The following is a 26,025-nucleotide window of genomic DNA, read 5'->3' on the forward strand; positions in this document are numbered from 1 at the left end:
CAGTTGGCTATTGATGCTTTTAATCCGAGTGAAGAGATTCCACAAGTGGAGGGAGCTACACATGTTCGTTTCATTCTGGCGACAGCTGCGGTTGACTTTGGCAACCAGAGCTACGAAGTGGATGTGAAAGATAGTGCAGATGTGGAATTATCTGCATTGGAGCAGGCTGCTATCAATCTGGATAGTGCGATTTCTGCTGATTTACCTCATCCGGTATTTATCGTGGTTGGTGTTGAATACCATCAGGAGGTGAATGGTCATATGTATCCGATTCAGACAAAGACGCATAATCCAATGGCGATTGTGGAGGTGGATAAGGTGTAACCACCTTATAGAGATTAGACATGAGTTGATTTACAGCTTGGCTTAAAAAAGACTTAATATGAGTGAGGCTTCATTGAATGGTAGTGGGAAAGTTGGTTTCCTGGGTGGCACCTTAATTAGTGTGCTGAATGGGATATCATTTGAGGGTGTTGTGGAGACGGTGTTTTATACGATACTTGGGACGGTGGTGAGTTTTGGTGTATCGTGGTTGCTGAAGTATTTTTTGAAGAATCACTCAAGGAAAGATTCATAGTTTTATCGATTAGGTTTCCCGATTAAATTCATCTAAGATTTTGATAACAAAATCAAGATTCTCGAACTCGGGGCAGGTTGGTTTTGGCGACAACGGTCGTTGATAAAGTGTGTGTTGGAGGGCTCTTGGATTGTTGGATTCAAGAGCCTTTTTTAAGTAGTTGTCTTACTCCCGAAGTATCGGGACTATTCGCTCCGGGTTTGCTCGAGCCGCAAGGGCTTTTACTTTTGTTCATGATATATTTAATTGTTTATTGTATTCACGATTTTCAATTCTCCTACAGTCGAGAAAAGTAAACAAAAGAGTCCGCTGATTGCACCATTCGATGACCCACTATGCAAACGCTACAGGAAAAATTTAAAGGATTTACAGCTTGGTATCAAATTTTTCTCTCCTACGCTTATTGCAGTGGGTACCCCATCTGCATTGGTGATATCAGAAGGGTAAATTTTAAAATGAGATGAAGATGAAGTTTTTAGAGAAGGTGACGGCTTTGTTGGGAAATAGTGTTTTTAAGGATGTGGGTGAGCTCATCGACCGATTTGTGACGACCGGCGCTGAGAAGCGGCAGATAAAAACGGAGCTTTTGGAACTACAGCACCGGCATGAGGTGGAGGCTGTGAGACTATCCCTAGAGGCAGAGCAGGAGTTTAATCAGCGTATAAAAGACTTGGAGGGCACGGCTAAGGACCTGCATCAATCGGGGTGGTTGGGTAAGTTGGTGTTGTTTATGCGTGGTGCTCAACGGCCTTTGTGGGGCTATTTTGTGGCGTATATGGATTATATGGTGTTTGCGGGTAACTGGTCGTTGAAGGGTAATGAGAAACTTGAATCGGCATTTTGGATTATTAATTTTTTGGTGTTGGGATTCTTGTTTGGGGAACGGGCAGTGAAGAATGTGGCGCCGTTGGTGAGTGAAATGATGAAGAAGAAATGAATCCCCTGCCGGGTGGGCTTGCTCAAGCCGCAAAGGCTCCAACTTTTTTCTACAGTCAAAAAAGTTGGCAAAAAGTCCGCTGATTACACCATTCGATGACCCACTATGCAAACGCTACAGGAAAAATTTAAAGGATTAGCAGCTTGGTATCAAATTTTTCTTTCTTTCGCTTTTTCCAGTGGGGCCCCATCTACATTGGTGATATCAGAGTTGATTTACAGGATGGCTAAAAATTACATTATGGAATTAAAGGTTGTGAGATATAGTAGTTCTGAGGAGAGTACTTTGGGGCTGTTGTTTATTGATGGGGTGTTTGCCTGCTATACGTTGGAGGATGAGCACAGGGCGGTTAAGGTGATGGGTGAAACCCGAATTTCTGCAGGGCGTTATCAGGTTGAATTGCGAACTTTTGGAGGCCATCATTGGCGCTATCTGCGAAAATATGGTGCAGATTTTCATAAGGGGATGCTGCAGATTATGGATGTGCCTGGTTTTACAGATATACTGATTCATAAAGGCAATGACGATGACGATACGGCTGGATGTTTACTTGTTGGGGATAGTGCTAATAATAACCAGGTAAAGGATGGTTTTATCGGGAGTAGTACGATGGCGTATAATCGGGTTTATGCTGTTATGAGGGATGCTCTAATTAATGGTGACTCAGTCTATCTGCAAGTTTGTGATATTAATTGAAACTTGAATACATCTAGCCTTAAACCCTTAAACCACCTTTTTTACAGCCTGGCAAATAAGTCAAGGTTGAGGGCGTAGCCCGAACCCGTAGGGCTTGACCTTTACTATTTGTTAGGCTGGGAGATTTTTGTTTAAGGATTTGAAGGCGGGTACTGGATGTGAGATATACGATGTTAGATTTATGATGTTCGGTGTGAGGTGCTGCTGGGGAGTCAGGTTGAGATTGAAGTGTGATGGTTTATTTTTGCTTTTCGAAGTGTAGTTTATTGCACTTTTATACCGGAAAATACAATTAGGAATGCGAAATCATATAAATAGTGCAGTTTAATGCTCTTTTATTGTGTGTAATTAAATTATTCTCTATTTTTGGCATAAATAGAGCATTATGTTGCACTTTTCGGAATTAATAAAAACCATTAAAGCTCGTAGAGAAATGCTGCAGGTCAACCAGGAAATGCTAGCAGAACTATCGGGTGTAAGTCTTAGAACATTAAAACAGTTTGAGAGTGGGAAAGGCAATCCCACATTGCAGACGATTAGTAAATTAGCTGATGCACTAGGCTTAGAACTCACATTACAAGTAAAACAACTAAATCCTGATAAATGAGACAAGCTAAGGTTCTTTATAAGAATGAGGAGGCAGGTTTGCTTACTCAACTGGATAATGGAACATTTGTGTATCGTTACCATGATGCATGGTTTAATGCGACGGATAAACCACCTATAAGTCTTACGCTGCCTAAAAATCTGCAAGAATATCAGTCTGAGTATTTGTTCCCGTTTTTCTATAATATGTTGCCAGAAGGGACTAATAAACAAATTGTTTGTCATGCCATGAGAATTGATAAAGAAGACCATTTTGGCTTATTACTAACTACTGCGAGCTATGACACCATTGGTGCCGTTAGAATTATTAAAGAAAATTCTTAAAGTCACCTATCCCCGAGACAAGCCTACGGAGTATTTCGGCGACTTTATTTCTGCTATCGCAGAAAACCGAGTTTTCTTTTATTAACCCCTCTGACCGATATAAATCGGCCATCTCCCCTGAAATTCAAGGGAGAAAAAAGCGGACCCCGAGGCAAGCCTCGAGGAATCATATTGATTAAAACTGATAATACATGAGTTTACCTGATATCCAAAATTGCCCAGGCACATTGAAAGAAGGGAATAAAACCTATTCATCAACCGCTTTAAAACGAGTTTTTAAAGGGAAAAAGGTCAGTCATATACTACCTTATGAGTCGCCAGCTACCAACGAAGTAACAGATGAACTGTTTGAGGATAATCGAAAAAGGATGTCTATTTCAGGTGTACAAGAAAAGTTCTCTGTTTTGTTGGACAAGAACAAATTACGCCTCATTAACCAAGGTGAACAAGGACAATACATTCTGAAGCCTCAACCAGGTGCAGGTAAGCATCCTGAAATGATGCCTTCCAATGAGCATTTAACGATGCAGATAGCCAGGCAGGTTTTTAATATAGAAACTGCCGAGAACGCACTCATTTTTTTTAGGAATGGAGAACCAGCATATATTACAAAACGATTTGATGTTAAAGATGACAACACGAAGTGGGCACAAGAAGATTTTGCTTCGTTAGCACAAAGAACACCACAAACACATGGCACAAACTATAAATATCTGGGTAGCTATCTTGAATTATTTGAGATCATGAAAAAATTTGTTCCAGCCTACAATATTGAAGCTCCTAAGCTCCTAAAGATTATATTGTTTAATTACTTGTTTTCAAATGGAGATGCACACTTCAAAAACTTTTCACTCATACAAACTGAGTTCGGAGATTATAAATTGAGTCCGGCTTATGACTTACTAAATAGCCGCATCCATATTGAGGATAAAGATTTTGCACTAGACGATGGCTTGTTGCCTCCTGCCCAAGCGATTGGAAAAGTGAATGAGCAGTTTTATAAGCTTGGGCAGATGGCTGGAATAACGGCAAAATTGATTGATGAAATTTTTAATCTATTAACGTCAAAAAAGGATGAAGTCCTTCGTTTAATTAGCCACTCTTATCTGTCTGATAAATTGAAACGCAACTACGAACAGGCGTATTTAACCCGATTAAAAAAACTAAGCCGGAAATAACTGTAAGATTGCAAAAGACTTATAAAGTGTTAAGTACAGCGTGTTAATAATCAGGACAATTGATGTGGGTTTAATACATCGCTATCCTTTCTTTTAACAAACGAATTATGTCGCATTTTTAGTAAATATTTGCGACATTCCAAGTTTCAGTACGAATAGGGACAAGCGCCTGCGGCTAGCGTGGGGATGGAAGCGCAATGAACGAATGAAGTTGACGTAGCGGGACGCTAAGCCTAACAAATGAGTGGTTTGCGGTGGAATGGCGGGTCGAGCCGACTGCGAGTGGAGCAAGGGTGGCAGATTGAGAGCGACCAAAGGAAGTGGAAAGTGCCATAGCTTGGCAGTGGAAGTATGGAACGGACAAGCCGAGGGCTGGCGGATTATTTGCTGTGGGTGGAGTGAATATGGAGTGTGCGGAGAGCGACGTAGCGGGACGCTAAGCCAAACGTGGGAAAGGTAAGTGTGCACTTCGACTCCGCTCAGTGACCGGTTGGTTGCATATATAGTGACTATAATATCAGAAAGATGTTAGAAGTGCATACTTGCGTGGGGTGGCGAAGTGGCTGAGGCGAGTGAGTGGTTACCAGGTGAAGTATGAGCCGGGTAAATGCGAATGAGGTGAGGCGACTGCAGGTACTGGGGAGCGGAGTGTGAACGGAGGCCAGAGCAAATAATATGACCCGAAGGGCGTAGCAGCCCGATGCCCGCCGCGACTAGCAGGCGAGCCTAACACTGGCAGCGGTTGTGGTGAGGGTTTATTGGCAGAACAGACGTAGCGTGACGCTACGCCCAACGAAGTGGCGGAACGCCAGGCTGAGATGACAATGTGCCCGAGACACAAGGAGAGCTGCCGTGAGGAAGACCGTGGGAACTGCAAAGGGCATGACAGGCTCATCTCGACTTCGCTCGATGACCGGGTAATGTCGGTTAGAGCGGAGAGATTGACTTTAGTGAGCAGCGCTATTTGAATGCCTTTGATAATAAATAAGGAAAATAGGGCTGCGAAAGCCTGGCATGAGCTTTTGCTGACAAGGGATGACTCACACCGATGGACCTGTTAAAAGAATGTAAAAGTTATAGCGTGAGACTGTTTGGTGTGGGGATTGCGTTAAGGATTGGAGCATTTGTTTGAGCTCTTGCGGCGATAGACGGAAAGCGAGTGCGGAAAGCCTGACCGAAGGGAACGCCCAAAATCAAGAAAAGTATGTTATTCATAAAATCTAAATTTCTGATAGTATAAGGAAAGTTGTTGTGTCTCCATAAGTCATTAATTTATCTAACAACTCTTGTAAATGAAGTTGACTTTTAACCGTGATTTTAAGATGTATATTCTGACTGCCGGTAATGCGATGTGCTTCTTTTACTTCTGGGAAATGAGTTATTTTTTCGATGACGTGTTTCAATTTTCCAGGAAAGACTTTGAGCAACATAAATGCTTCTAATGTGTTTCCGAGCTTTTTATTGTCAATGATAATAGTATATTCTTTAATAATACCTGATTCTTCCAGTCTTTGAACTCGCTCTCTTACAGCCGAAGGCGACAGGTTTATTTTCCTACCTAATTCGGCAAAAGAAAGACGGGAGTTTTCTTTTAGTATCTTTAGTAGTTGCTTGTCTATTGTGTCTGCCATTGAATAAACTGATATATGATTAATATTTAATTGAAACAATGGTGAAATTAATAAAAAACCTTTAAATCAGTTTAGCTGAATAGGTCTTAGAGGGTAATTTTGCAAAATGGATGTATATATTCTCTTCTAAAATTAACCAATAAGGGTTATATGATACTACTTGATGAAAAATTTAAAGCTATTGATGCAGAAAATGCTCCTGGTCAGGAAATGCGTCAGAATGAAATAAATCTCGATTCAATTATGCTAGGTGAGAAATTAGACGGCGTAGCAGTTGACTTCTCGCATGGAGATATTGATGCTTTTACTCCCATACCTGAAACTGCTAAAGTATGGATGGAGAGTTACAGTAAGGGTAGTTCACAGGCCTATACTGAATATCGAGGATTGAGCGAGATACGAAGCAAACTATCAGAAAACCTTGCCGAATTTACCGGACGAATAATTGATGCCAATCGAGAGCTGATTATTACTCCAGGAACACAAGGAGCCTTATTTCTTGCATTAGCTGCTACAGTTACAGAAGGGGTAAAAGTTGCTATTGTGGAGCCAGACTATTTTGCCAATAGGAAGTTAATAAAGTTCTTAGGAGGAGATATGGTGGCTATACCTCTTAATTACCTGGAAGAAGAAACTTTAAATGGATTGGATTTAAAAATACTTGAAGAGAGTTTTAAGGGCGGTGTTAAGGTGTTTGTGTTTTCTACACCAAATAATCCAACCGGACATGTTTATTCTAAAGCAACTGTTCTGAAAATAGCAACTCTAGCTAAGATGTATGGTGTGACATTGATTGTTGATCAACTCTATTCAAGGATGCTATATAGTGGAGAATCCTTTTTTCATCTCCGATCTGCAGATGTGCAGCCAGATAACTTGATAACCATTATGGGTCCATCAAAAACAGAATCATTAAGTGGGTTTCGTTTGGGAGTGGCAGTCGGAACACCGGAGATAATTGATAGAATGGAACGTCTTCAAGCGATTGTTTCCTTGCGCGCAGCAGGTTATAACCAGGGAGTGTTAAGGAAATGGTTTAATGAGCCCGATGGTTGGCTGGATAATCGCATTTGTGAGCATGAAGCTATACGGGATGATTTGCTATATATTTTCAGATCGGCAGGACTAAAGGTTGCAAGACCACAGGCAGGTAGTTATTTGTTTCCACAATTGCCGCAGTTAAAAGTTGACTTAACAACTTTTGTGCGCTTACTACGCCATCAGGCAGGCGTTATTGTTACATCGGGAACAGAGTTTGCACCACTTTGTACAAATAGTATTCGCTTGAATTTTTCACAGAAGCATCATGTTGCTACTGAGGCTGTTAAACGAATTGTTAAAATGGTAGAGATTTATCGATTATGAGTACTATTACAGTACAACCGATACCCCAAGGGAAATACTTACCGGCTGTACGTCACAAGGATGTGGTATATACTTCAGGTATGACACCGCGAAAGGCAGGAAAACTGAAATTTATCGGGCAAATAAAAGCAGATAAACCAATTGATAGATATAAAGAGGCTGTGCAGCTTGCCACGTCAAATGCGATTGCAGCAGCTGAGTCATGCTTAAATGAAGGAGAACGATTGTCTGTAATACTTCGACTTAATGTTTATTTAAATGCAGAGAGGGATTTTTTATACCATGCAATAGTAGCAGATTATGCAACAGATGCTTTGATAGAAAAGTTTGGGGTGAAATGTATTGGGAGTCGGATAGCTATTGGTGTTTCTTCATTACCATCGAATGCAATGGTCGAAATCTCATTGATAGCAACGGTAAGTTAATATTGCATTTTATAAGTTAATAGTCTATTTGTATTGCATCTTAATTCTCTTTTTTCGTTTTATCTTTTATGTGTCTTGTTTTAATAAGGTTTAGAAAATAACAGGCATATATATGAGATTGCAGCTTATTTATAGTTTGGATTACTAATTTTTTATTTCATTTTATTTTATTCTTCCAAATAGTAAATCATCTGTATTGATTAGGAATAATAGTATTTGATATGATATTTGAATCACTATTTAGCTTTTTCTATTTTGAGTATTAGGTGTTCCGAACTAAAGTTTTTTTTTACTAAACTATGATGGAATCATATCTGCATGCAAATAAATAAGGAACTTTCATTTTTTTGAATACAATTAATGCAAATAATTAAATAGTCCATATTTAGCATTAAATATCCATTTGAAATTGCTTACTGTTAGGATAGTTTTGCAATGTTAACTAAAGTGTGTAAAAGTTAATTTAAACTAAATCATATGAAATCTAGGAACAGGAAAAATCTAGACTGTATAGGTTTAATGCCTATTAAAGTATTACTCCTGGCTTTGTTCTTTTTAGGTGCAACGGCTATAGACGCATCAAGTGCAAAGAATAAGTCGGGAGGAGTAAGTCAGCAGGTTACAAGAATTACAGGTGTAATTGTTGATAAAACAAATGCCCCGTTGCCTGGTGTTAGTATCATTATCAAGGGTACAGCAACAGGTACAATTACCGATATAAATGGTAATTATAGTTTAGACGTGCCAAACCAAGGTACAATCATCGTCTCATATATTGGTTTTGAGACACAAGAAATCGTTATTTCAGGTGGTGTTTCTGTGTATGATATCGTTATGCTTGAGAATACAGAGGATTTGGATGAGGTAGTGGTGATTGGCTATGGTACTCAAAAGAAAGAAACTGTAACGGGTGCTATGTCAACTGTTTCATCCAAAGAGATTGTTGCGCAGCCTGTTAGTACAGTAACTCAGGCTTTAGCTGGGCGCTTACCAGGTCTGATAACTAATCAAGCAGGAGGACGCCCAGGCAAAGATGCTCCTACTATTAAGATACGTGGTATTGGAACATTGGATGCCGGAGCTGGTTCAAATCCATTGATATTAATTGATGGAATAGAGAGGGATCAATTAGCTTTAAACTACTTAGATCCAAACGAAATAGAATCTTTGTCCATCCTTAAGGATGCCTCATCTACTGCTGTTTTCGGAGTTCGAGGTGCTAATGGTGTTATTTTGGTAACAACCAAGCGAGGAAAACTTGGGCCTGCAAAAATTAACTTTAAGGCTAATGTAGCGTTAGTCCAACCAACAGTGGATTATGATTTGATTAATAGTTACCAGCAAACTGCTTTAGCAAACGAATACCTAGGTTTCGCTGGTAATTCCACTGATCCGTCAGCTCCTTATCCACAGGCTGTAAGAGAACGATTCAAAGGCGTGGTTGATGGTTCACCTGTACAGGCAGGAGACGAGTATTTGTATCCCAGTACTAACTATGAAGATTTAATGTTTAAGGATAATGCGATGCAGCAGCAATATAACTTTACAATCAACGGCGGAACAGAGAGAGTAAAGTATTTTGCTTCATTAGGTTATTTCCAACAAGGTGGCTTGTTCGAAAATCTGAATCCTAACATTGATGAAACAACCAATTACGAGCGTTACAATTACCGAACCAATATGGACGTTAGCATAAGTAAGACAACGTTAGCAAAAATAAATATTGGCGGTAGTTATAACAGAAATGTAGGTTTAGGTCAGGGAGGGTCTGAACCATCTCGTTCATATTACTGGAACATGCTCAACCACTCGGCACCGTGGGATGGTTATATGCATGATGGAAAAGTAGTTATGTTGCAGGATAACGCCAACTCAGTATTGCTCAACAGTGATATCAGGGGTTATAATATTGAATTACAAAATACAGCTGATTATAGCCTTATTCTAGAACAGAAATTAGACTTTATTACTCAAGGACTATCTTTTAAAGGTACTGCTTCAGTCATAAGTTATTTCAGAAATTACATTAATCGAAGTAAGGATCCGAAGAAAATACCCGTTTGGAAACCAGATGTACAAGCAGATGGTTCAGTTGTGTTTTATCAGAACAACGAAGATGTTTTACCATATAACTCAACCAGTCAAGGTAAATCAAGGAAAGAGTATTATGAGGGAGCTTTAAATTATAAGCGAACGTTTAATAGCGACCACTCATTCACCGGCTTAGTCTTATTTAATGCTGAAAAGTCACATTTTTCACAGTCTTATTGGAATGAAATACCTCGTGCTTATTTAGGTATGGTTGGTCGTGTAGCTTATAACTATAAGAATCGATATATGGTGGATTATAACCTTGGTTATAACGGTTCAGAGAACTTTGCTGAAGGAAAGCGGTTTGGGTTCTTTCCTGCATATTCAGCAGGTTGGACTTTCACAGAGGAGCCATTTCTTAAGAATCTAATCGGTGAAAAAATATTATCCTATGGTAAGTTCAGATTCTCTTATGGTACGGTTGGAAATGATAAGATGAATCAACGTTTCCTCTACCTACCAGATAAGTATAATATGGATGTATATAATTATACAGGATGGAGAGAACTAGGAATTAATTTTGGAGTTCCGGGAGAGGTGCAAAAATACCCTGTTGCCTATCAGGGTGCAGCGGGTAATCCTAATGTTACCTGGGAAAAAGCGGTTAAAATCAACTATGGTATCAACCTTTCATTCTTAGAAGGATTGATTAGCTTAAAGGCCGATTATTTTACGGAAGATCGCAAGGATATCCTAATCAATCAAAATGTAGTTCCCATTTATCAGCAGACGGGTGCTTTGGCACTAAACCTTGGACGAGTTAAAAACAAAGGTTATGAAATTGAGCTTGGTTGGAACAAGCCAACAAATAGTGGAAGGTATTGGGTTAATATGAATTATTCCTTTGCCCGAAATGAGATTATTGAGATGGACGAACCGGAGCAAGAGTTTGACTATAGAGCTAAAACCGGAAGACGCGTGGGTGAGATATGGGGCTACCAGCAAGAAGATTATTTTAGAACAGTTGAGGAAGCAAACGCTTATAGACAACAATTATGGGAACGTTACAGTGAACTGAATCCAGGTGCAGATGAAGGTTCTTATCAGGCTTATGAAATTTTTAATACCGGAAGCGATGTCTCGGCCGGGGATTTGAAGTTTATTGATAGAAATAATGATGGGGTTATCAACAACCTGGATGCCGGTTACATTGATATGGTTAGTTTCCCTGAATCTACCTTTGCATTAAATGCAGGTGTACAATTCAACAATATTTCGTTGTCAGTGCTGCTGCAGGGTGCTACGAATTATTCAATCAATTCACGCACTAATTATAGTCCTGTGCCGACCAAAGGTTCTATTATGAATTATGTATTGGAACGCTATACACCTGAAAGGTATGAAGCAGGCGAAACGATTAACTATCCTCGTTTGACGCAAACTAATGATAACTGGAGTTTTAATGGAACCTACTGGTATCAGGATGCCACTTACCTAAGGATTAAGAGTGTAGAGATAGGTTACACCTTTGATAAAAACAATCAATTTATTGAAAGCCTAGGTCTTGATAACCTAAGAGTATATGCAAACGGTTTGAACCTACTAACATTTACCGATATAAAATATATCGATCCGGAAACAACCAATGGAGAACTACGATATCCTAGCTCTCGAATTTTTAACGTTGGTGTAAGTGTACAATTTTAATAGTTAATTGAATCTGATATGAAAAATGATATGATAAAATATTTTAAAATAGTTGGGTTCGTACTTGTATTGGCGACAATATTCGGAGCTTGTGAAGGTGATTTTTTAGAGAAACCTGCCGGTTCAGATGTTACAATAGATACAGTCTTTGTTTCAACAAGTAATGCCCAACAGTCCATCTTTTTACTCTACCATGACGATTATTTTGGTGCTGATAATATTGCACTCAATTGGTGGGATAATCCACAAGGATATGCTAGTTGGTCTGAGATTGGGGATGATTTATACCCTTCTCATAAAGGTTTGGGAAATAGTAAAAATTATATTGCCGGTTCAGTCAATTCAGCATCTAACCAGATGTATGGACTCAATTGGTTGTATTTTGCTGTAAGAGGTGCGAATACCTTTATTGAAAAGGCTGGAACAATTCCTACTGTTTCAGAAGAAGATGCTGCCTATGTGGATAAAATGACAGGGGAGGCACATGCCCACCTGAGCTATCAGTATTTCAAAGCAATGAAGTTATGGGGAACGGTGCCTTGGGTCAATAAGCGATTAGATGGTAGTGAAGATGTGATACCACGACCTAGTTTCTCAGACTTTGTTGATAGTATGGTTGTTCACCTGGATGTGGCAGCTAATTTGTTGCCTGAACAATGGGAAGATCGCTGGCAAGGACGCTTTACCAGTGTAGCAGCCAAGGCTTTAAAAGCAAAGATATTGGTTTATGCTGCCAGTCCTTTGTATAATGGTGAAACACCAGGTTATGCTTCCGGTTATGAACATCCAGAAGTATTGGGTTATGGTTCATTTAGTAATGAAAGATGGAAGCGGGCAGCTGATGCTTGTAGAGAGGCCATTGATGCTGCTCATGCAGCAGGTTATGGATTGTATAAAGGGTCAGGTGAAGAAAAGAATATCTATGATTTGGCTATAAAATTAACGAATGAGCACATACTCTATCAAACCTTTGAGACTGTCAATAGTGAGGGTGGATGGAAGTATTGTAATAATATGATGAACTGGCCTTATGGTATTGGTTGGTATAACAGAACCGATGTGATGTATCAGCCAACTATTCAGCATATCGATGCTTATCAGTTGAGCAATGGAGCTTTTCCAATTGATGGATACGAAAATAATGATCCAACAAAACCAATTATCTCACAGGCTGGTATTGATGCCGGATATACTGACCAGAATTATCATGCCAATCGTGACACACGATTTTATCAGAATGTTGTGTATCATGGCTCAAAATTCGGAGAAAACTATAACGATAAGCTAATCAATTTTGATGCCGATCCAACAGTGCCTGATCGGACACATGGTGACCACGCTGAGTTTAAAACCAGTTTTATGACACGTAAATTTGTGAATGAAGCTCTTGGTGAGAGTCAATCAATTACTTATCAACCGGTACATCCAATATTACGTTTAGCAGATCTTTATCTTTTATATGCAGAGGCATTGAGTGAGTACAATGGAGCACCAACAGCGGATGCCATTTTTTACTTAAACGAAGTTAGAAGTCGTTCTGGAATGCCTAATTATGATGCTGCAAATTATAAGGGAGCCACCGATAAAGAGAAGTTTCATAATGCGATTAAATATGAGCGTAAAGTTGAGTTCTTCCTTGAAGCACAACGTTACTTTGACTTACGTCGTTGGAAAGAAGGAGATGAGCTAACAACGTATATGGGAGGTGTCATTATCAATAATGGTGCTGTATCGCGTATCAACATTAATTTTAGTCGAATTTTCAACGAAAAAATGTACTTCCATCCATTCCATAGCAATTGGGTGAATAATACAGAAGGGTTATACCAAAACCCTGGTTGGTAAACATTATTATTAATGCTTAAATGTAAATATGATGAGAAAATATAATATAATTTACTTTTCATTCTTAATGTTGTTTGCCATAAGCATAAGTGGATGGTCGCAAACAGACAGCTTGAATGTTAATTCAGAAAAAATCGATAAGAAGGTGAATATTGCTTATGGGCAACAAAGCTTTGGCGAGTTGACATCTTCAATATCAACAGTTAGTGGTGAGGAGTTAGAAAAAAGCTCTGCTACTAACCTAGGAAATTCATTGTATGGAAGATTACCTGGCTTATTTGTCATTCAGGCGAGTGGTGAGCCAGGGAAGGATTTACCCTGGTTACGAATCAGAGGTGCATCTGTTAATCCTTTGATTATTGTTGATGGTTACGAACGTGACTTATCATTTATCAACCCGGAAGAGATTGAGTCTATTTCAGTTTTAAAAGATGGAGCAGCGTTGGCCATCTATGGCATGAAAGGTGCTAATGGAGCCATTGTTGTAACTACTAAGCGCGGTTTGGAGCAGAAGACACAAATCAGTTTTTCTGTTCAGTCAGGTGTGCAGATGCCATACGAAACTGTTGATGTGCTGGGGGCAAAAGAATATATGACCATGTATAATCAGGCGGCTGTTAATGATGGTTTGTCTGCAAAATATTCTGCTGAGGATATTGCTTCTGCCGGAACAAGCCCTCGTTTTCCCGATGTGAATTGGGAAGACGAAGTGATCAAGAAATTGACAAATGTTTCTAAGGCCAATCTTGGAATACGCGGAGGCTCCAATTTTATAAAGTATTTTGTCAATTTTGGCTTTCTATACAATGATGGCATTTATAAGCCGGAAAACCCGGATATGAATTCCAATGCCAATATGACACGTTTTAATGTGCGATCGAATTTTGATTTACAAGTGACTAAGAATACGATCTTTTCGATGGATTTAGCCGGAAACTTTGATAATAAAGGATACCCTGCTAATAATACATTTGAAATCTGGAACGCACTATATACCTTACCGGCAAATGCTTTTAACATTAAGAACCCAGATGGTAGTTATGGCGGAACATCACTTTTATTGAACAATCCGGTGGCAATGTTGGAAACATCAGGCCGTAATAAAGTGGTTGATCAGTATTTGAATGCAAGTTTTAAGCTGACACAGGATTTTGATTTTATTACTCAAGGTTTATCTGCAAGCATTGGTTATGTGCTAGACCATAGTGCTAATAACTCTGATGGAACCTGGCGATATTTTCAAGTGAAGCAAATTGCTCCCGGGTATGATGATAATTACGAGTATTATTCGTACAGAGAAAATACAGAATATAATAACTGGAGCAACGCTGCAAGTACGCGTTTTTCAGTATTTGATGCTCAGGTATTATATGAAATGCCAGCATCCAACGAGCATGAACTAACGTTTATGGCACGATTCCAAAGTGATAAGGAATCGAAGGCGAACACTGATTTAACGCCTTATGTGACGAATAGTGTTGGAGGACGTCTGAGCTATGCTTATGGCAACAAGTATTTGTTTGAGGCTGCAGCCAGCTACTATGGGTCTGACCAGTATGCTGAAGGTAATCGCTATGGATTTTTCCCATCAGCAGCTGCCGGTTGGGTTTTCTCAAACGAGAGTTTTCTTGAAGATTCAAAACTACTTTCATTTGGTAAACTAAGAGCATCTTATGGAATTACCGGCTTAAACAGATATGCCAGTGGTCGATACCCATACAATCAATTCTATACCGGAGGTGGTTCTTTCCCAATTGGTCAGGATTGGGAGATGATGTATGGTTTACAGCCCGGAAGACTGGCGAATGTTGATACAAAATGGGAAGTTTCTGAGAAAATAAACGTAGGTGTTGATTTGGAATTCATCAAACAATTATCGTTCACCTTCGATTATTTTATGGATAAGCGCACTGATGTACTTTATATAGATTACAGCAGACCAGCTGTTACCGGTGCAACCTTACCAATTGAAAATATAGGTGAGATTCATAATACTGGTTTTGATACTAAAATCGGATTTGTTTCCAAGCCAGGCGACTTTAATTGGTATGCCGATTTCATGTTATCCTATTTCGATAATAGCATTGAGGAGATGGGCGAATCGTTGAGTGAAGGCAATTTATCGCACCTTAATAAAACCGGAGACCCGTACAATGCCATTTATGGTTATGAAGTTGAAGGGTACTATGAAGCTGGGGAAGATGCTACTTTGGCGCCAATTCAAACTTTTGGACCAGTTGCTGAAGGTGATTTAAAATACCGCGACCTGAATGGTGATAACATTATTGACGAGCGCGATATGACAATGATTGGTAATCGATTGGCAAATATTGATTTAGGTTTAAAGATAGGATTCAACTATAAGAATTTCGATTTTGAAGCTCTATTTCAAGGACAAATGAATCGTGACATAACCATCCATGATAATGCCATGTATCAGCCGTTTATTAAAGGAAATGGAGTGACTGAGATAGCAAAAGAAGATGGATTTCCTCGTCTGAGCCTGACTAATATGAATAACTATCAAAGCTCATCGTATTGGGTTCGCAAAGCAGATTTTGTCAAGTTGCGCCACGTGGAGTTGGGTTATTCATTACCAGAACATCTGAGCAGCAGAGTTAGAATGGATAAGGTTCGATTATTTTTTAGAGGTATGAATGTGTTAACACTAAGCGATTGGAAATATACTGATCCTGAATTTTCATGGATTGGCTATCCTCCAATGAAGACTTATTACCTGGGTGTTAATATTAACTTTTAGTAAGCGCATTAAATCTGATAGATATGAATTATAAATATAAAATATCAACATTCTTCATTTTCCTTGTAGTCCTTTTTTCTGCATGCCAGGATTTGGATATGGAAATGGAAACAGCGGTCGATGATAATTTAATGTGGAACAATCCGTCGTACATTGACCGATATGTGGTGGATTTAATTAGTACAATGCCTAATGGTTTTAAACCTGAAGAGTTTGGCAACGGTATATTTTATGCCAATGCCACCGATGAGGCAGAAAATTCAAACGCCACGGCACTTGTTCAAAACATGAATACCGGCAATTGGAATTCGGTAACGAATACCAACCAAGCCTGGAACAAATATTACAGAGGTATTTATAAGGTCAATTTATTCCTTGAGAAAGCTAAGGATATAAACTATGAAACCTATACTCCGTCACAACGAGATATTTTTCTTCAACGACTGGAGTATTATAAAGCTGAAGCGCGTTTCTTAAGAGCTCTTTTCTACTACGAATTAATCAAGTATTATGGAGGCGTTGTTCTTATCGGAGATGAATCTATTCAATTAATGGAAGAGCTAGATAAACCTGCTTTTGACGCCAGTCGCTCATCGTTCACAGACTGTGCCGAGTATATCTTAAGTGAATGTGATTATTTAATTGATAATGAGTTATTGCCTTTGCTAGATGAAGGAGCTGATCAGGGACGACCAAATGGAACAGCTGTTAAAGCCATAGCCTGCAAAACTAATTTATTATTAGCCAGTACAGTTTATAATATGTCCATAACTGAAGGCTCTGCAGAGCAAATGGCTTATTGGAAAGAAGTATTGGACTTAGCACAAGAGATCGCTTTTGATAAAGTATTTACATTCGGACCTTATGATCAATTTGACGGCACAAGTCCTGAAATTATCTTAGGGTATCGTCAAAAGGAAATTAACTATATTGAGAAGGCTAACTTCCCTGTTGGCTGCGAAGGAGTTAATACCGTAGGAAGTAGTTGTCCTACTCAGAATTTGGTAGACGCCTACCGAATGGCTAACGGGATGAAGATTGATGAAGCAGGTTCTGGTTATGACCCAAATAATCCTTATGCGGGCAGAGATGAAAGACTATTACATACTGTTATAGTTAATGGCAGTCATTGGGACGAAAGAAATACCTCTTCGCGCACTGTTGAAATATTCCGAGGTGGCCGTGATGGGATGGATAGAGACTATGGTACCAAGACAGGCTATTATCTAAGAAAGTATTTGGATCCAACATTGGACCTTAGACAAGGTCAGGTGTCAAACAGAGAATGGCCAATATTCCGATTTGCCGATATCGTGCTTATTTGGGCAGAAGCAGCCAATGAGCTATATGGTCCATCTACTTTAGGAGAATCTTATTTGACTGCAATAACGCTTCTAAACCAAACTGTTGTTCGTCATGGAGGTTTGCCTGAGATTCCATTGAATAGTTTATCACAAAGCGAGTTCAGAGAACGATTGAGAGAAGAGCGTTTTATTGAAATGGCATTCGAAAATATGCGTGCCTGGGACTTACGTCGTTGGGGAATTGCTCCACAGGTGCTTAGTCAGCCGGTTTATAAAATGGAAGTGACAAAAAGTGTTGATGGTTCATACAATTACCAGAAGCAGATGTTAGAAGATAGGTATTTTGAAACCCACATGAATTTATATCCAATTCCACAAAGGGAAGTAAATAATGGATTGGTTCAAAATGCAGGTTGGTAGTTATTTATAACGAATACTAAACAATGAAATTATGAAATATCTAAGTTTTATTATAGCAGCTTTTATCTCGCTTTCTACGTTTGCACAAGGTAATGTGCCAATTAAAGCGGATGGAACAACAAAGTACCTCATCAAAGTATATGATGGCGAAACGAATGAGAAGGTCTTGTTTAATAATAGTGCTCATGGCGATTGGAAAACAAAAATTCAGGTGGCTGATGTCTTTGACGGTTCTATGCCTCAACTTTGGTCTTTTCAGGCAACCGAAATGTATCCAGGTTATTTTAGTGTTATCAACCATGATGAAGAGTTAGCAGAAAATTCATTTTTAATGTCGTGGAGCTGGCATGCCTATATGGGCAGTAACAGAGATCCTAAGACAGAGTTGGAAATGCAGTATCGCTTTGTAGAAGTGAGTGACGGTTGGTATGCTTTAGAAACCATTGAAAAACCTGCTGGTTTGTACAATCAACCCTACACGCCAGGAGCCGATGCTTTAAATTTAAAACCAGAAGGCTATGTGGCTTTTAGAGATGTTAAAAGTGCAGACATTACTGCGGATAACATGGTGAATAAAGTCTTCAGATTCGAAGAGTTTGACCCATTAAAGCTCTTTTTGGAGACGATTGTGCGTGGTCAGCAATTATATGATAATAATCCTGATGTGTCAGAATCTGTGCGACTAGAACTTTTTAAAGTGCTTGAAAAAGCCAGAGCAACAAGAGTGTTTGGTAACGAAAGTGAGATGTTAGCTTTACAACCCTACCTGGACGAGGCCATAAAAAAGTTCAGTGAAGCGTTGGGGCTAAACTCTATCATTGCAGATGCACGTTTATTCATTGCTAATTCAGCAGCAAAGCAGGCTGTTAAAGATGCCTTTAATGCCATTGTTGAAGAGGCAGAACTGTTTTTAAACGCCGATAATTTAAACTATTCGGAAATAGAAAGCGTAAAAAATAAGATAGCAAATGCTAAAGCTTTGGTTGAAGCCTTGGTAGAAGCCGAAACTTTAATTGAATCGACAACAGATTTTGAAGAAGCAAAAGCTGAGCTTCGTCTTGTTATTGAAAATGTTATTACTGCCTTTAGTAATTCAGCCATTTCGATATCAGAGTTAAATGCACTGAAAGTTGAAGTTGATGATGCCGTAAAAGCCTTTAAAAAGGCTTTAGAAGCAGGAAATCCGGCACTTGTCCTTACGAATGCTGATTTTGAAAATGATTTAAGCGACTGGAATGTAGAATCGCCGACACCAGGAGCCGCTTATCCTGAAAACAAAGGGGTAGACGGTAGTCGTAGCATTACTACATGGAATGGCTCAGCCTACCAAATGAAGATTTATCAATCCATCAGCAATATACCCAATGGTACTTACATAGTGAGTTGCTATGCTCATACTAACGGAACCAATACCATAGCCATATTTGCTGAAGATGGGGTTAATAGTAGTCAGTTACCGTTGGTTAATGAAGGTGGCATTACGAAACGTGTTATTGAGTTGGAAGTAACTAATGGTACCATGCAGTTTGGTATTATAGGTACAGGAACTGATAACGAAATACCTGCCGGAAACTGGGTTGTATTCGACCAATTTGAGATTAAGTGGAAAGGGGTTTTTACCATCCAGAATGGTGATTTTGAGGATGATTTAAATGGTTGGATTAGTGAAGCATCAGAAGGTGTTCCTTATATGAGCACAAAAGGCGTTGGAGGTTCTAAAAGTGTGACGATGTGGAAAGGTTCTGATTATAATGCTTCAACCTACCAATATTTAACTGATGTTTATAATGGTACGTATGAAATCAGTGCCATGATTAATGCACAGATGGATGATTTATTTGTGTTGTTCGGTGAATCAGAAGCTGTGGAATCAACCGTGTTGTTGCCAGCATCCAGTGAATTGATTAAAAATACTGTTACATGTGAAGTTACAGATCGAACACTACGTTTTGGGATACGAGGGGCTGGTGATGGGAATACTATACCTGCAGGACGTTGGGTGGTATTTGATGAGTTTGCAGTTAACATGAAAACCATTGTACCGGAGTATGTAGACGTTACGCCATCAGTTGCTTTTCGAGGACAGAGTGCATCAGAGAATATTGGTTCAAAGGAAAATAACATTGTATTCTGGCAAGTTAATCAGAACCTTAATATTCGTTCATCGGCGAATATCGTTGTGTGCGATGTTTATTCTATTTCTGGAGTTTTAGTTAAAAAAGAAACATCGGTAACCAATAACTTGTGTATTCCACTTCAGAAAGGTATGTATATCGTACGTACCAAAAGTGAAAATGGAATCGTAGAAAGCAAGAAAGTTATCATTAAATAGTCTGTCAATTGAATAAAGGAGATTCTTTTAAGAAGGATCTCCTTTTTCTATTACGTTACTTATCAAGGGTTTGTTATTCAACCTAAAGCAATTACTATGCAGTTTCGATTTATCTCCTTCCTGATTTTTGGTCTTTTCCTTATACCACTAAATATAGCTATCGCACAAGATGCGGTTAGTCCAATAGTCGATTATTCATTTTCGAACAATACAGTTGTTGATGAGACCGGCTACTCAAATCTTTCGCTTTTCAACCAAACAACACTGTATCAGGACTCAAAGCGAGGTTCGGTTTTACGTTTCTCTGCTTTATCCAAGAGTTATGCGGTATTTGATAAGCAATTATTAGATTCAGATAATTGTACCATTTCATTCTTCTTTTATTGGGAGAATTCCAACGCTACTTCATGGCATCAACTCTTCGAATTACATGATGCTACAAACAATACAAATCTCTTTTTTACACCTCAAAATGGCTGGAGTGGTCAATTGAGCTCGCTGGTTAGTGATAACAAGGACTATAACTTATATGAGGTCGTTAATGGAGATCAACTACCACAAGACCAGTGGAAACATATAGCTATCGTTTTTGAAGGAAAGCAAGTGAAAGTTTTCATTGACGGAACCATGGTTAATAGTGGTCAGTTGATGTGTACTCCAGGGTTAATCAAAAATGGAACATTATACCTTGGAGGAAACCCAAACCGCTCTGATAATTATTACATATCTGCCCGGTTGGATGAATTAAAGATTTTTGATAAAGCTTTGGCATCAAATCAGGTGTCGGCATTATTTCAGGAAAAAGAGATTCCGGAATCAATTGATGAAGCAACGAATTGGCAATCAGTTGGCAATCCCATTGAACTAACCATCGACCTTACAGATAAGAAGCAAACAATACGCAACTTTGGAGCATCCGATGGTTGGAATACCGAGAAGATTGGAAAATATTGGCCACAGGAAAAAAAGGAAAAATTGGCTGAGCTGTTGTTTAGTACAGAAAAAGATGCAGAAGGCAATCCCAAGGGAATAGGCTTGTCAGCCTGGCGCTTTAATATTGGGGCTGGCACTACAGAACAAGGCGATGCCAGTAGAATCTCAAATGAAGACCGAAGAACTGAAGGATTTCTTAATGCAGATGGCGAAACATATAACTGGAACAAACAACAGGGACAGCAATGGTTTTTGCGAAAGGCAGCCATCGATTACAAGGTTAATGATATTATCGGTTGGCAGAATAGCCCACCTGTTCAATTTACCAAGTACAACCTTGGGTTCCGTGAATATGGGGCTTCCATGTCCACCATTCTGAAAAGAGAGTATTTTGATGCGTTTGCCAATTTCCTTGCTGACGTTTCAGAGCATTTCGAAGGTGAAGGTATCACCTTTGACTACATTAGTCCTTTAAATGAGCCACAATTTTCATGGTCGCCCTCAGAGTTTAGTGGAACGGTAACACAAGAAGGGACTCCCTGGACTAATCAAGAGATACACGATGTTGTGTCGGCCATCGATAATGCATTTAGTGCAAGAGGAGTCGATACAAAACTATTTATTACAGAGGCAGCGTCTGTGTCACATCATCTCGGTGGAACAGGACATGCAGATAATCAGCTGTATAATTTCTGGAACAGCAACTCCTCTCTGTCACTTAATAATAAATCATCCTTGGCCAATATTGTATCTTTTCATAGTTATTGGAAAGACCATGGAGCAACTTTGATTGACACTAGAAGTGAGTTGAATAGTAAAATTCAGAATCTTGCAACAGTACCAGAGGTATGGCAGACCGAATATTCTATGCTGGGAACGGGTTATCGTCAAGGTTATCCGGATGGGTATAAACTTAGCGAAATGGAGTGTGCTTTATCATTGGCACGTGTGATTATGACTGATTTAAATGTGGCTAATGTTACAGGATGGCAATGGTGGACCACCTTTGAAAAAGGAAAACATGGAGGGGAATCGAGGTTTAGTTTAATTGAAGCCATTACCAATTCAGCTATGTCAGATGGTACTTATCATCTAAATAAACTCTTCTATGCATTGGGGCATTTCTCGCATTTTATCCGACCTGGCATGACTCGCTTGACTTATTCGCGTTCAGATAATTTAAACATTTATAATGAAGCGAATGATATCATGTATTCAGCCTATACCAATGCCGACCAAACTAAGCTGGTGATGGTGGCTGTTAATTTTAGCGATCACGCCAAAGAGGTTAATATAAGTTTTGAAAATGGGGATAAAAAGGTGGAAAATGAGCAACTGTTTCTAAGTAATGCGCATTGTAGTCTTGCCAATCAAAAGATTGGTTTGGCAACGAATAATATAACTGTACCTGCTCAATCTATAGTAACCTATACAGCCGATTTATCACCTGATGTATCGGTGTCAGACAATACTGTAGAATTGGATTTTAAAGTCTTTTTAAATTCTGGAACTAAAGAGCTTGTTGTTCAGCTGTCAGAAGGGCATCAACCGGAAGAAATACGAGTGTATGATATAACAGGTAACTTATTAGCGAAGAAAATGGTTCGAAAAGGGCAGAGGGAACTTGTAATAGGTGCTAATCAACTAAGTAGTGGAACTTATTTGGTATCAGGCTTTAACAGACAGACAATATTGACCAGGAAAGTAGTTGTTTTTGGCAATTAAGAAAATCACACTAATTGAGTTAGGATGAAGAATTTATTACTATTTATAGTTTGTATAGCAGGTGTATCTTGCATACAAAAAAATGGAGAAGTAAAAATCCTTGTTGATGAAACGACACAGTATCAAATCATGCAGAGCTTTGGTGCTTCAGATTCGTGGAGGGTTCAATTTGTTGGAGAAAACTGGCCTATTGAGAAACGTAATCGTATCGCTGAATTACTTTTTAGTATGGACATAGATAAGACCGGCAATCCCAGAGGGATTGGTCTTTCAAACTGGCGATTTTATCTGGGAGCCGGTTCTGCAGAACAAGGTGATGCGTCAGATATTCAGAATTTATGGAGACGTTCAGAGTGTTTTTTGGATAAGCATGGACAATATGACTGGAGTAAGTATAAAGGACAACGCTGGTTTTTAAATGCGGCCAAAGCTCGCGGCGTCGATGAGTTTACTGCCTATACTATTTCACCACCAGTGTTTTATACAAAAAATGGTTTGGCGCATGCCACTAAAGGTGATTTGAGTTTTAACCTGAAGAATGAGTATTACGATGACTATGCCAAGTACCTTGTGGATGTACTGGAATATTTCGAGAAGCATGAACAAGTACACTTCAACTATATAAGCCCTTTTAATGAACCTCAGTGGGCCTGGGATAAGAACAACCAAGAGGGGACTCCTGCTACTAATGAGGAGTTATACAATTATATGCGTCTTCTTTCAGATGAATTATCGTCAAGAGGTTTATCAACGAAAATTTTACCAGGAGAAGCCGGGCAGCTTGATTATTTATATGAGAAAAAGGGTAAAAACAATAATGGCGATCAAATCAATGCTTTCTGGAATCCTTCCTCACCATTGTATATTGGTGAGTTAAAAAACATGGAATATGCTATCACGTCTCACTCCTATTTTACTACCTGGCCAATAAAGAAGCAAGTTGAATCGAGGCAACGATTGGCACGACGGATAAACGAAATTAATCCGGGATTAAAATATCTACAAACTGAGTTTTGTATCCTGGAGAAGAACCCTGAGATAACAGGCGGCTGGGAAAGAGATTTAAACATGCCAACCGCCCTATATGTGGCTCGTGTTATTCATTCAGATTTGACGATAGCCAATGCCTGCTCATGGGAATGGTGGACGGCATTATCACAGTTTAATTTTAAAGATGGCTTAATTCATTTGGATGATGGAAATTGTAATGGAGTCAAAAGTGATACCAGCCAGTTGAATCATGACTTGATGTATGACGGGCAAATTCAGGAAACAAAGTTGTTATGGGCTTTTGGCAATTTCTCGCGCTTTGTTCGACCAGGCATGGTTCGTATCGATGCTAAAATTGAAAATGATTTAAGCATTGAACAACGAGCAATGGATTTACAGGTGTCAGCCTATAAGGATTTAGGGAGTGGAAGTATCACGATGGTTTTAATTAATCATTCAGAACAAGAAAAAACCATAGATATTAATGGGTTTAAAGCTAAAACCATTGAAATGTATGTTACAGATAATGCACACAGTCTCGATAAGGTTGATGTAAAGAATAATGAAATAGTGATTTCTGAAAGATCTGTATCAACTCTTATTCTGAAGCACTGAAGTTGGGGGCTTCACAATAATGATATCGGGAAGTGATGAGGTTCAAACGACAATAGATTATATGAAGAAAAACATGAAGCAACTTATTGTACTGATGTTAGTTGCTATTTTAACAGCGCAGTGTAATATCTCAGAGAGTCCAAAATCAACTGCGACTCAGCCTCCTAATATCATATTGATAGTAACAGATGATCAGGGGTATGCCGATCTTAGTGCTTATGAACATGTTTCGGCCCATTGCAAGACACCTCATATGGACAGGATTGCCAAAAATGGTGTCTTATTCGATAATTGTTATGTGTCAGGACCAGTATGTAGTCCATCTCGTGCAGCTATCTATACAGGCAAGTATCAAGAACGGTGGGATCACAACATGAGTTGGGCACCAGGTTTACCTGTTAATGTTCCTACTATAGCCGAAATACTAAACAAAAATGGTTATGTGACAGGTAAGGTAGGAAAAAGTGACTTTGGTAAAAATTATCACAATCCTGAAGCGCGCGATTTTCCTAACAATCATGGTTATGACAGTTTTATTGGTTTTAGTGCTCATGCTCACGATTTTTGGTTATTAGATGAAGACATTGAAAAAGCTACACCTGATCCATATGGAGAGAGCGCTTCACTTGGCAGAATATTTCGAAATAAAGTTAAAGTAGGATTTAAAGATACTTATAGCACAAACCTTTATACAGATGAGGCTTTAATGTTTATTGAAAGTAACAAAGACAAGCCCTTTTTTCTTGATTTATCTTATAATGCAGTACATGAATTAATCCATCAAGTACCCGAAGAATACCGTAAAAAATGGGATGCCCCCAAAATACCCAATTACGATCCCTCTATGGGAACATATAACGATTACTATTATAAGTATACCAAAGTAGGTGATATAACTGATGAGGGGAAAAGAAAACTTTATTTGGCCAACTTAAATTGTCTCGATGATAATATTGGTCGATTGCTCAATGTTTTAGAGAAGCTTGAAATACTAGATAATACCATGATTCTTCTTATTTCCGATAATGGAGGTGAGCCTTTAACAGGGGCGAACAATTTGCCATTGACGGGTTCAAAATATACGATGCATGAAGGTGGCATACGGGTGCCTTTCATTATCTCCTGGCCAGAAGGATTGCCTAAAAATAAATTGTATCAACACCGTGTATCCGCTATGGATATTATGCCTACTTGCCTTGAGGCAGCTGGGGTAAATATGCATGGCGATTATGAATTTGATGGATGTAGTCTTATTGAACCAATCGCTATAAATATGCCGTCTGATAAAGCTAAAGACCCCCTTTGTTTTCAATTTGGTAAGCAGTGGGCTATTATTGATGATGGTTGGAAACTAGTTTATGCCGAGGATTATAAGCCACATTGGCGACCTATTACCTCACAAATACGACTTGGAGTTAATAGTGGTCAAGTGGGTCTTTATAATCTTAACACAGATATAGAGGAGCAAAATAATCTAATTGACTTGTTGCCCCGTAAAGGCGAAGAATTGCAAATGAAGTTTGACATGTGGTTGAATGATATGAAGCAAGATCATAAAAATTACCAATTCAAGCAAGTGGAGAAGATGGATTTAAAGGGGCACAAAAATTAATAAACATTGAC

General features: G+C 39.0%; 18 protein-coding genes. 17 read left to right on the forward strand and 1 reads right to left on the reverse strand.

Annotation, left to right across the window (positions count from 1 at the left end; translation table 11 throughout):
- From J1N10_RS17300 to J1N10_RS17330, 7 genes are all read left to right on the forward strand, one after another.
- The coding region (locus tag J1N10_RS17300) for a hypothetical protein (protein ID WP_262327990.1) at positions 1-324 on the forward strand (324 nt) is incomplete at its 5' end.
- Between the two features lie 58 nt (positions 325-382).
- Complete coding sequence (locus tag J1N10_RS17305; RefSeq protein ID WP_262327991.1) at positions 383-577, forward strand: hypothetical protein; 195 nt, start codon at positions 383-385, stop codon at positions 575-577.
- 466 nt (positions 578-1,043) lie between these two features.
- Positions 1,044-1,514: a holin family protein gene (locus J1N10_RS17310; RefSeq protein WP_262327992.1), complete on the forward strand. Its 471-nt coding sequence runs from the start codon at positions 1,044-1,046 to the stop codon at positions 1,512-1,514.
- Between the two features lie 240 nt (positions 1,515-1,754).
- Positions 1,755-2,210 (forward strand): DUF5675 family protein, encoded by a 456-nt coding sequence (locus J1N10_RS17315; protein WP_262327993.1) that lies wholly within the window; start codon positions 1,755-1,757, stop codon positions 2,208-2,210.
- 385 nt (positions 2,211-2,595) lie between these two features.
- Positions 2,596-2,817, forward strand: a complete 222-nt coding sequence (locus tag J1N10_RS17320) for a helix-turn-helix domain-containing protein (protein WP_262327994.1) — start codon at positions 2,596-2,598, stop codon at positions 2,815-2,817.
- Positions 2,814-3,140 carry a HipA N-terminal domain-containing protein gene (locus J1N10_RS17325; protein ID WP_262327995.1) on the forward strand — a complete coding sequence of 109 codons (327 nt, stop codon included), beginning with the start codon at positions 2,814-2,816 and terminating at the stop codon, positions 3,138-3,140. The genes J1N10_RS17320 and J1N10_RS17325 overlap by 4 nt, the downstream gene beginning before the upstream one ends.
- 191 nt (positions 3,141-3,331) lie before the next feature.
- On the forward strand, positions 3,332-4,318 hold the full coding sequence (locus tag J1N10_RS17330; RefSeq protein WP_262327996.1) for a type II toxin-antitoxin system HipA family toxin: 987 nt from the start codon (positions 3,332-3,334) through the stop codon (positions 4,316-4,318).
- A gap of 1,220 nt (positions 4,319-5,538) precedes the next feature.
- Here J1N10_RS17330 and J1N10_RS17335 read toward each other — a convergent pair.
- The gene (locus tag J1N10_RS17335) at positions 5,539-5,949 is read right to left on the reverse strand and encodes an Lrp/AsnC family transcriptional regulator (RefSeq protein WP_262327997.1); all 411 of its coding nucleotides are present in this window, start codon (positions 5,947-5,949) and stop codon (positions 5,539-5,541) included.
- 150 nt (positions 5,950-6,099) lie between these two features.
- Between J1N10_RS17335 and J1N10_RS17340 the strand changes: the two genes are divergently transcribed.
- The 10 genes from J1N10_RS17340 (at position 6,100) to J1N10_RS17385 (ending at position 26,014) form a co-directional block, all read left to right on the forward strand.
- On the forward strand, positions 6,100-7,314 hold the full coding sequence (locus tag J1N10_RS17340; protein WP_262327998.1) for a pyridoxal phosphate-dependent aminotransferase: 1,215 nt from the start codon (positions 6,100-6,102) through the stop codon (positions 7,312-7,314).
- Positions 7,311-7,739, forward strand: coding sequence for a RidA family protein (locus J1N10_RS17345; RefSeq protein WP_262327999.1), 429 nt, complete (start codon positions 7,311-7,313; stop codon positions 7,737-7,739). Before J1N10_RS17340 ends, J1N10_RS17345 begins: the two co-directional genes overlap by 4 nt.
- 477 nt (positions 7,740-8,216) lie before the next feature.
- A complete protein-coding gene (locus tag J1N10_RS17350) occupies positions 8,217-11,477 on the forward strand; it encodes a SusC/RagA family TonB-linked outer membrane protein (RefSeq protein ID WP_262328000.1) in 3,261 nt (1,086 codons plus the stop codon).
- Between the two features lie 18 nt (positions 11,478-11,495).
- Positions 11,496-13,322, forward strand: a complete 1,827-nt coding sequence (locus J1N10_RS17355) for a RagB/SusD family nutrient uptake outer membrane protein (RefSeq protein WP_262328001.1) — start codon at positions 11,496-11,498, stop codon at positions 13,320-13,322.
- A 28-nt stretch (positions 13,323-13,350) separates the two neighbouring features.
- Positions 13,351-16,083 carry a SusC/RagA family TonB-linked outer membrane protein gene (locus J1N10_RS17360; RefSeq protein ID WP_262328002.1) on the forward strand — a complete coding sequence of 911 codons (2,733 nt, stop codon included), beginning with the start codon at positions 13,351-13,353 and terminating at the stop codon, positions 16,081-16,083.
- Positions 16,084-16,106: 23 nt separating this feature from the next.
- A complete protein-coding gene (locus tag J1N10_RS17365) occupies positions 16,107-17,807 on the forward strand; it encodes a RagB/SusD family nutrient uptake outer membrane protein (protein ID WP_262328003.1) in 1,701 nt (566 codons plus the stop codon).
- 31 nt (positions 17,808-17,838) lie between these two features.
- A complete protein-coding gene (locus J1N10_RS17370) occupies positions 17,839-20,139 on the forward strand; it encodes a T9SS type A sorting domain-containing protein (RefSeq protein WP_262328004.1) in 2,301 nt (766 codons plus the stop codon).
- A 96-nt stretch (positions 20,140-20,235) separates the two neighbouring features.
- The gene (locus tag J1N10_RS17375; protein WP_262328005.1) at positions 20,236-22,797 is read left to right on the forward strand and encodes a glycoside hydrolase; all 2,562 of its coding nucleotides are present in this window, start codon (positions 20,236-20,238) and stop codon (positions 22,795-22,797) included.
- A 24-nt stretch (positions 22,798-22,821) separates the two neighbouring features.
- Positions 22,822-24,402 (forward strand): glycoside hydrolase, encoded by a 1,581-nt coding sequence (locus tag J1N10_RS17380; RefSeq protein ID WP_262328006.1) that lies wholly within the window; start codon positions 22,822-22,824, stop codon positions 24,400-24,402.
- Between the two features lie 61 nt (positions 24,403-24,463).
- Complete coding sequence (locus J1N10_RS17385) at positions 24,464-26,014, forward strand: sulfatase family protein (RefSeq protein ID WP_262328007.1); 1,551 nt, start codon at positions 24,464-24,466, stop codon at positions 26,012-26,014.
- The last annotated feature ends 11 nt before the right edge of the window (positions 26,015-26,025 follow it).

The organism is Carboxylicivirga litoralis, assembly GCF_025499605.1.
GTDB lineage: Bacteria > Bacteroidota > Bacteroidia > Bacteroidales > Marinilabiliaceae > Carboxylicivirga > Carboxylicivirga litoralis.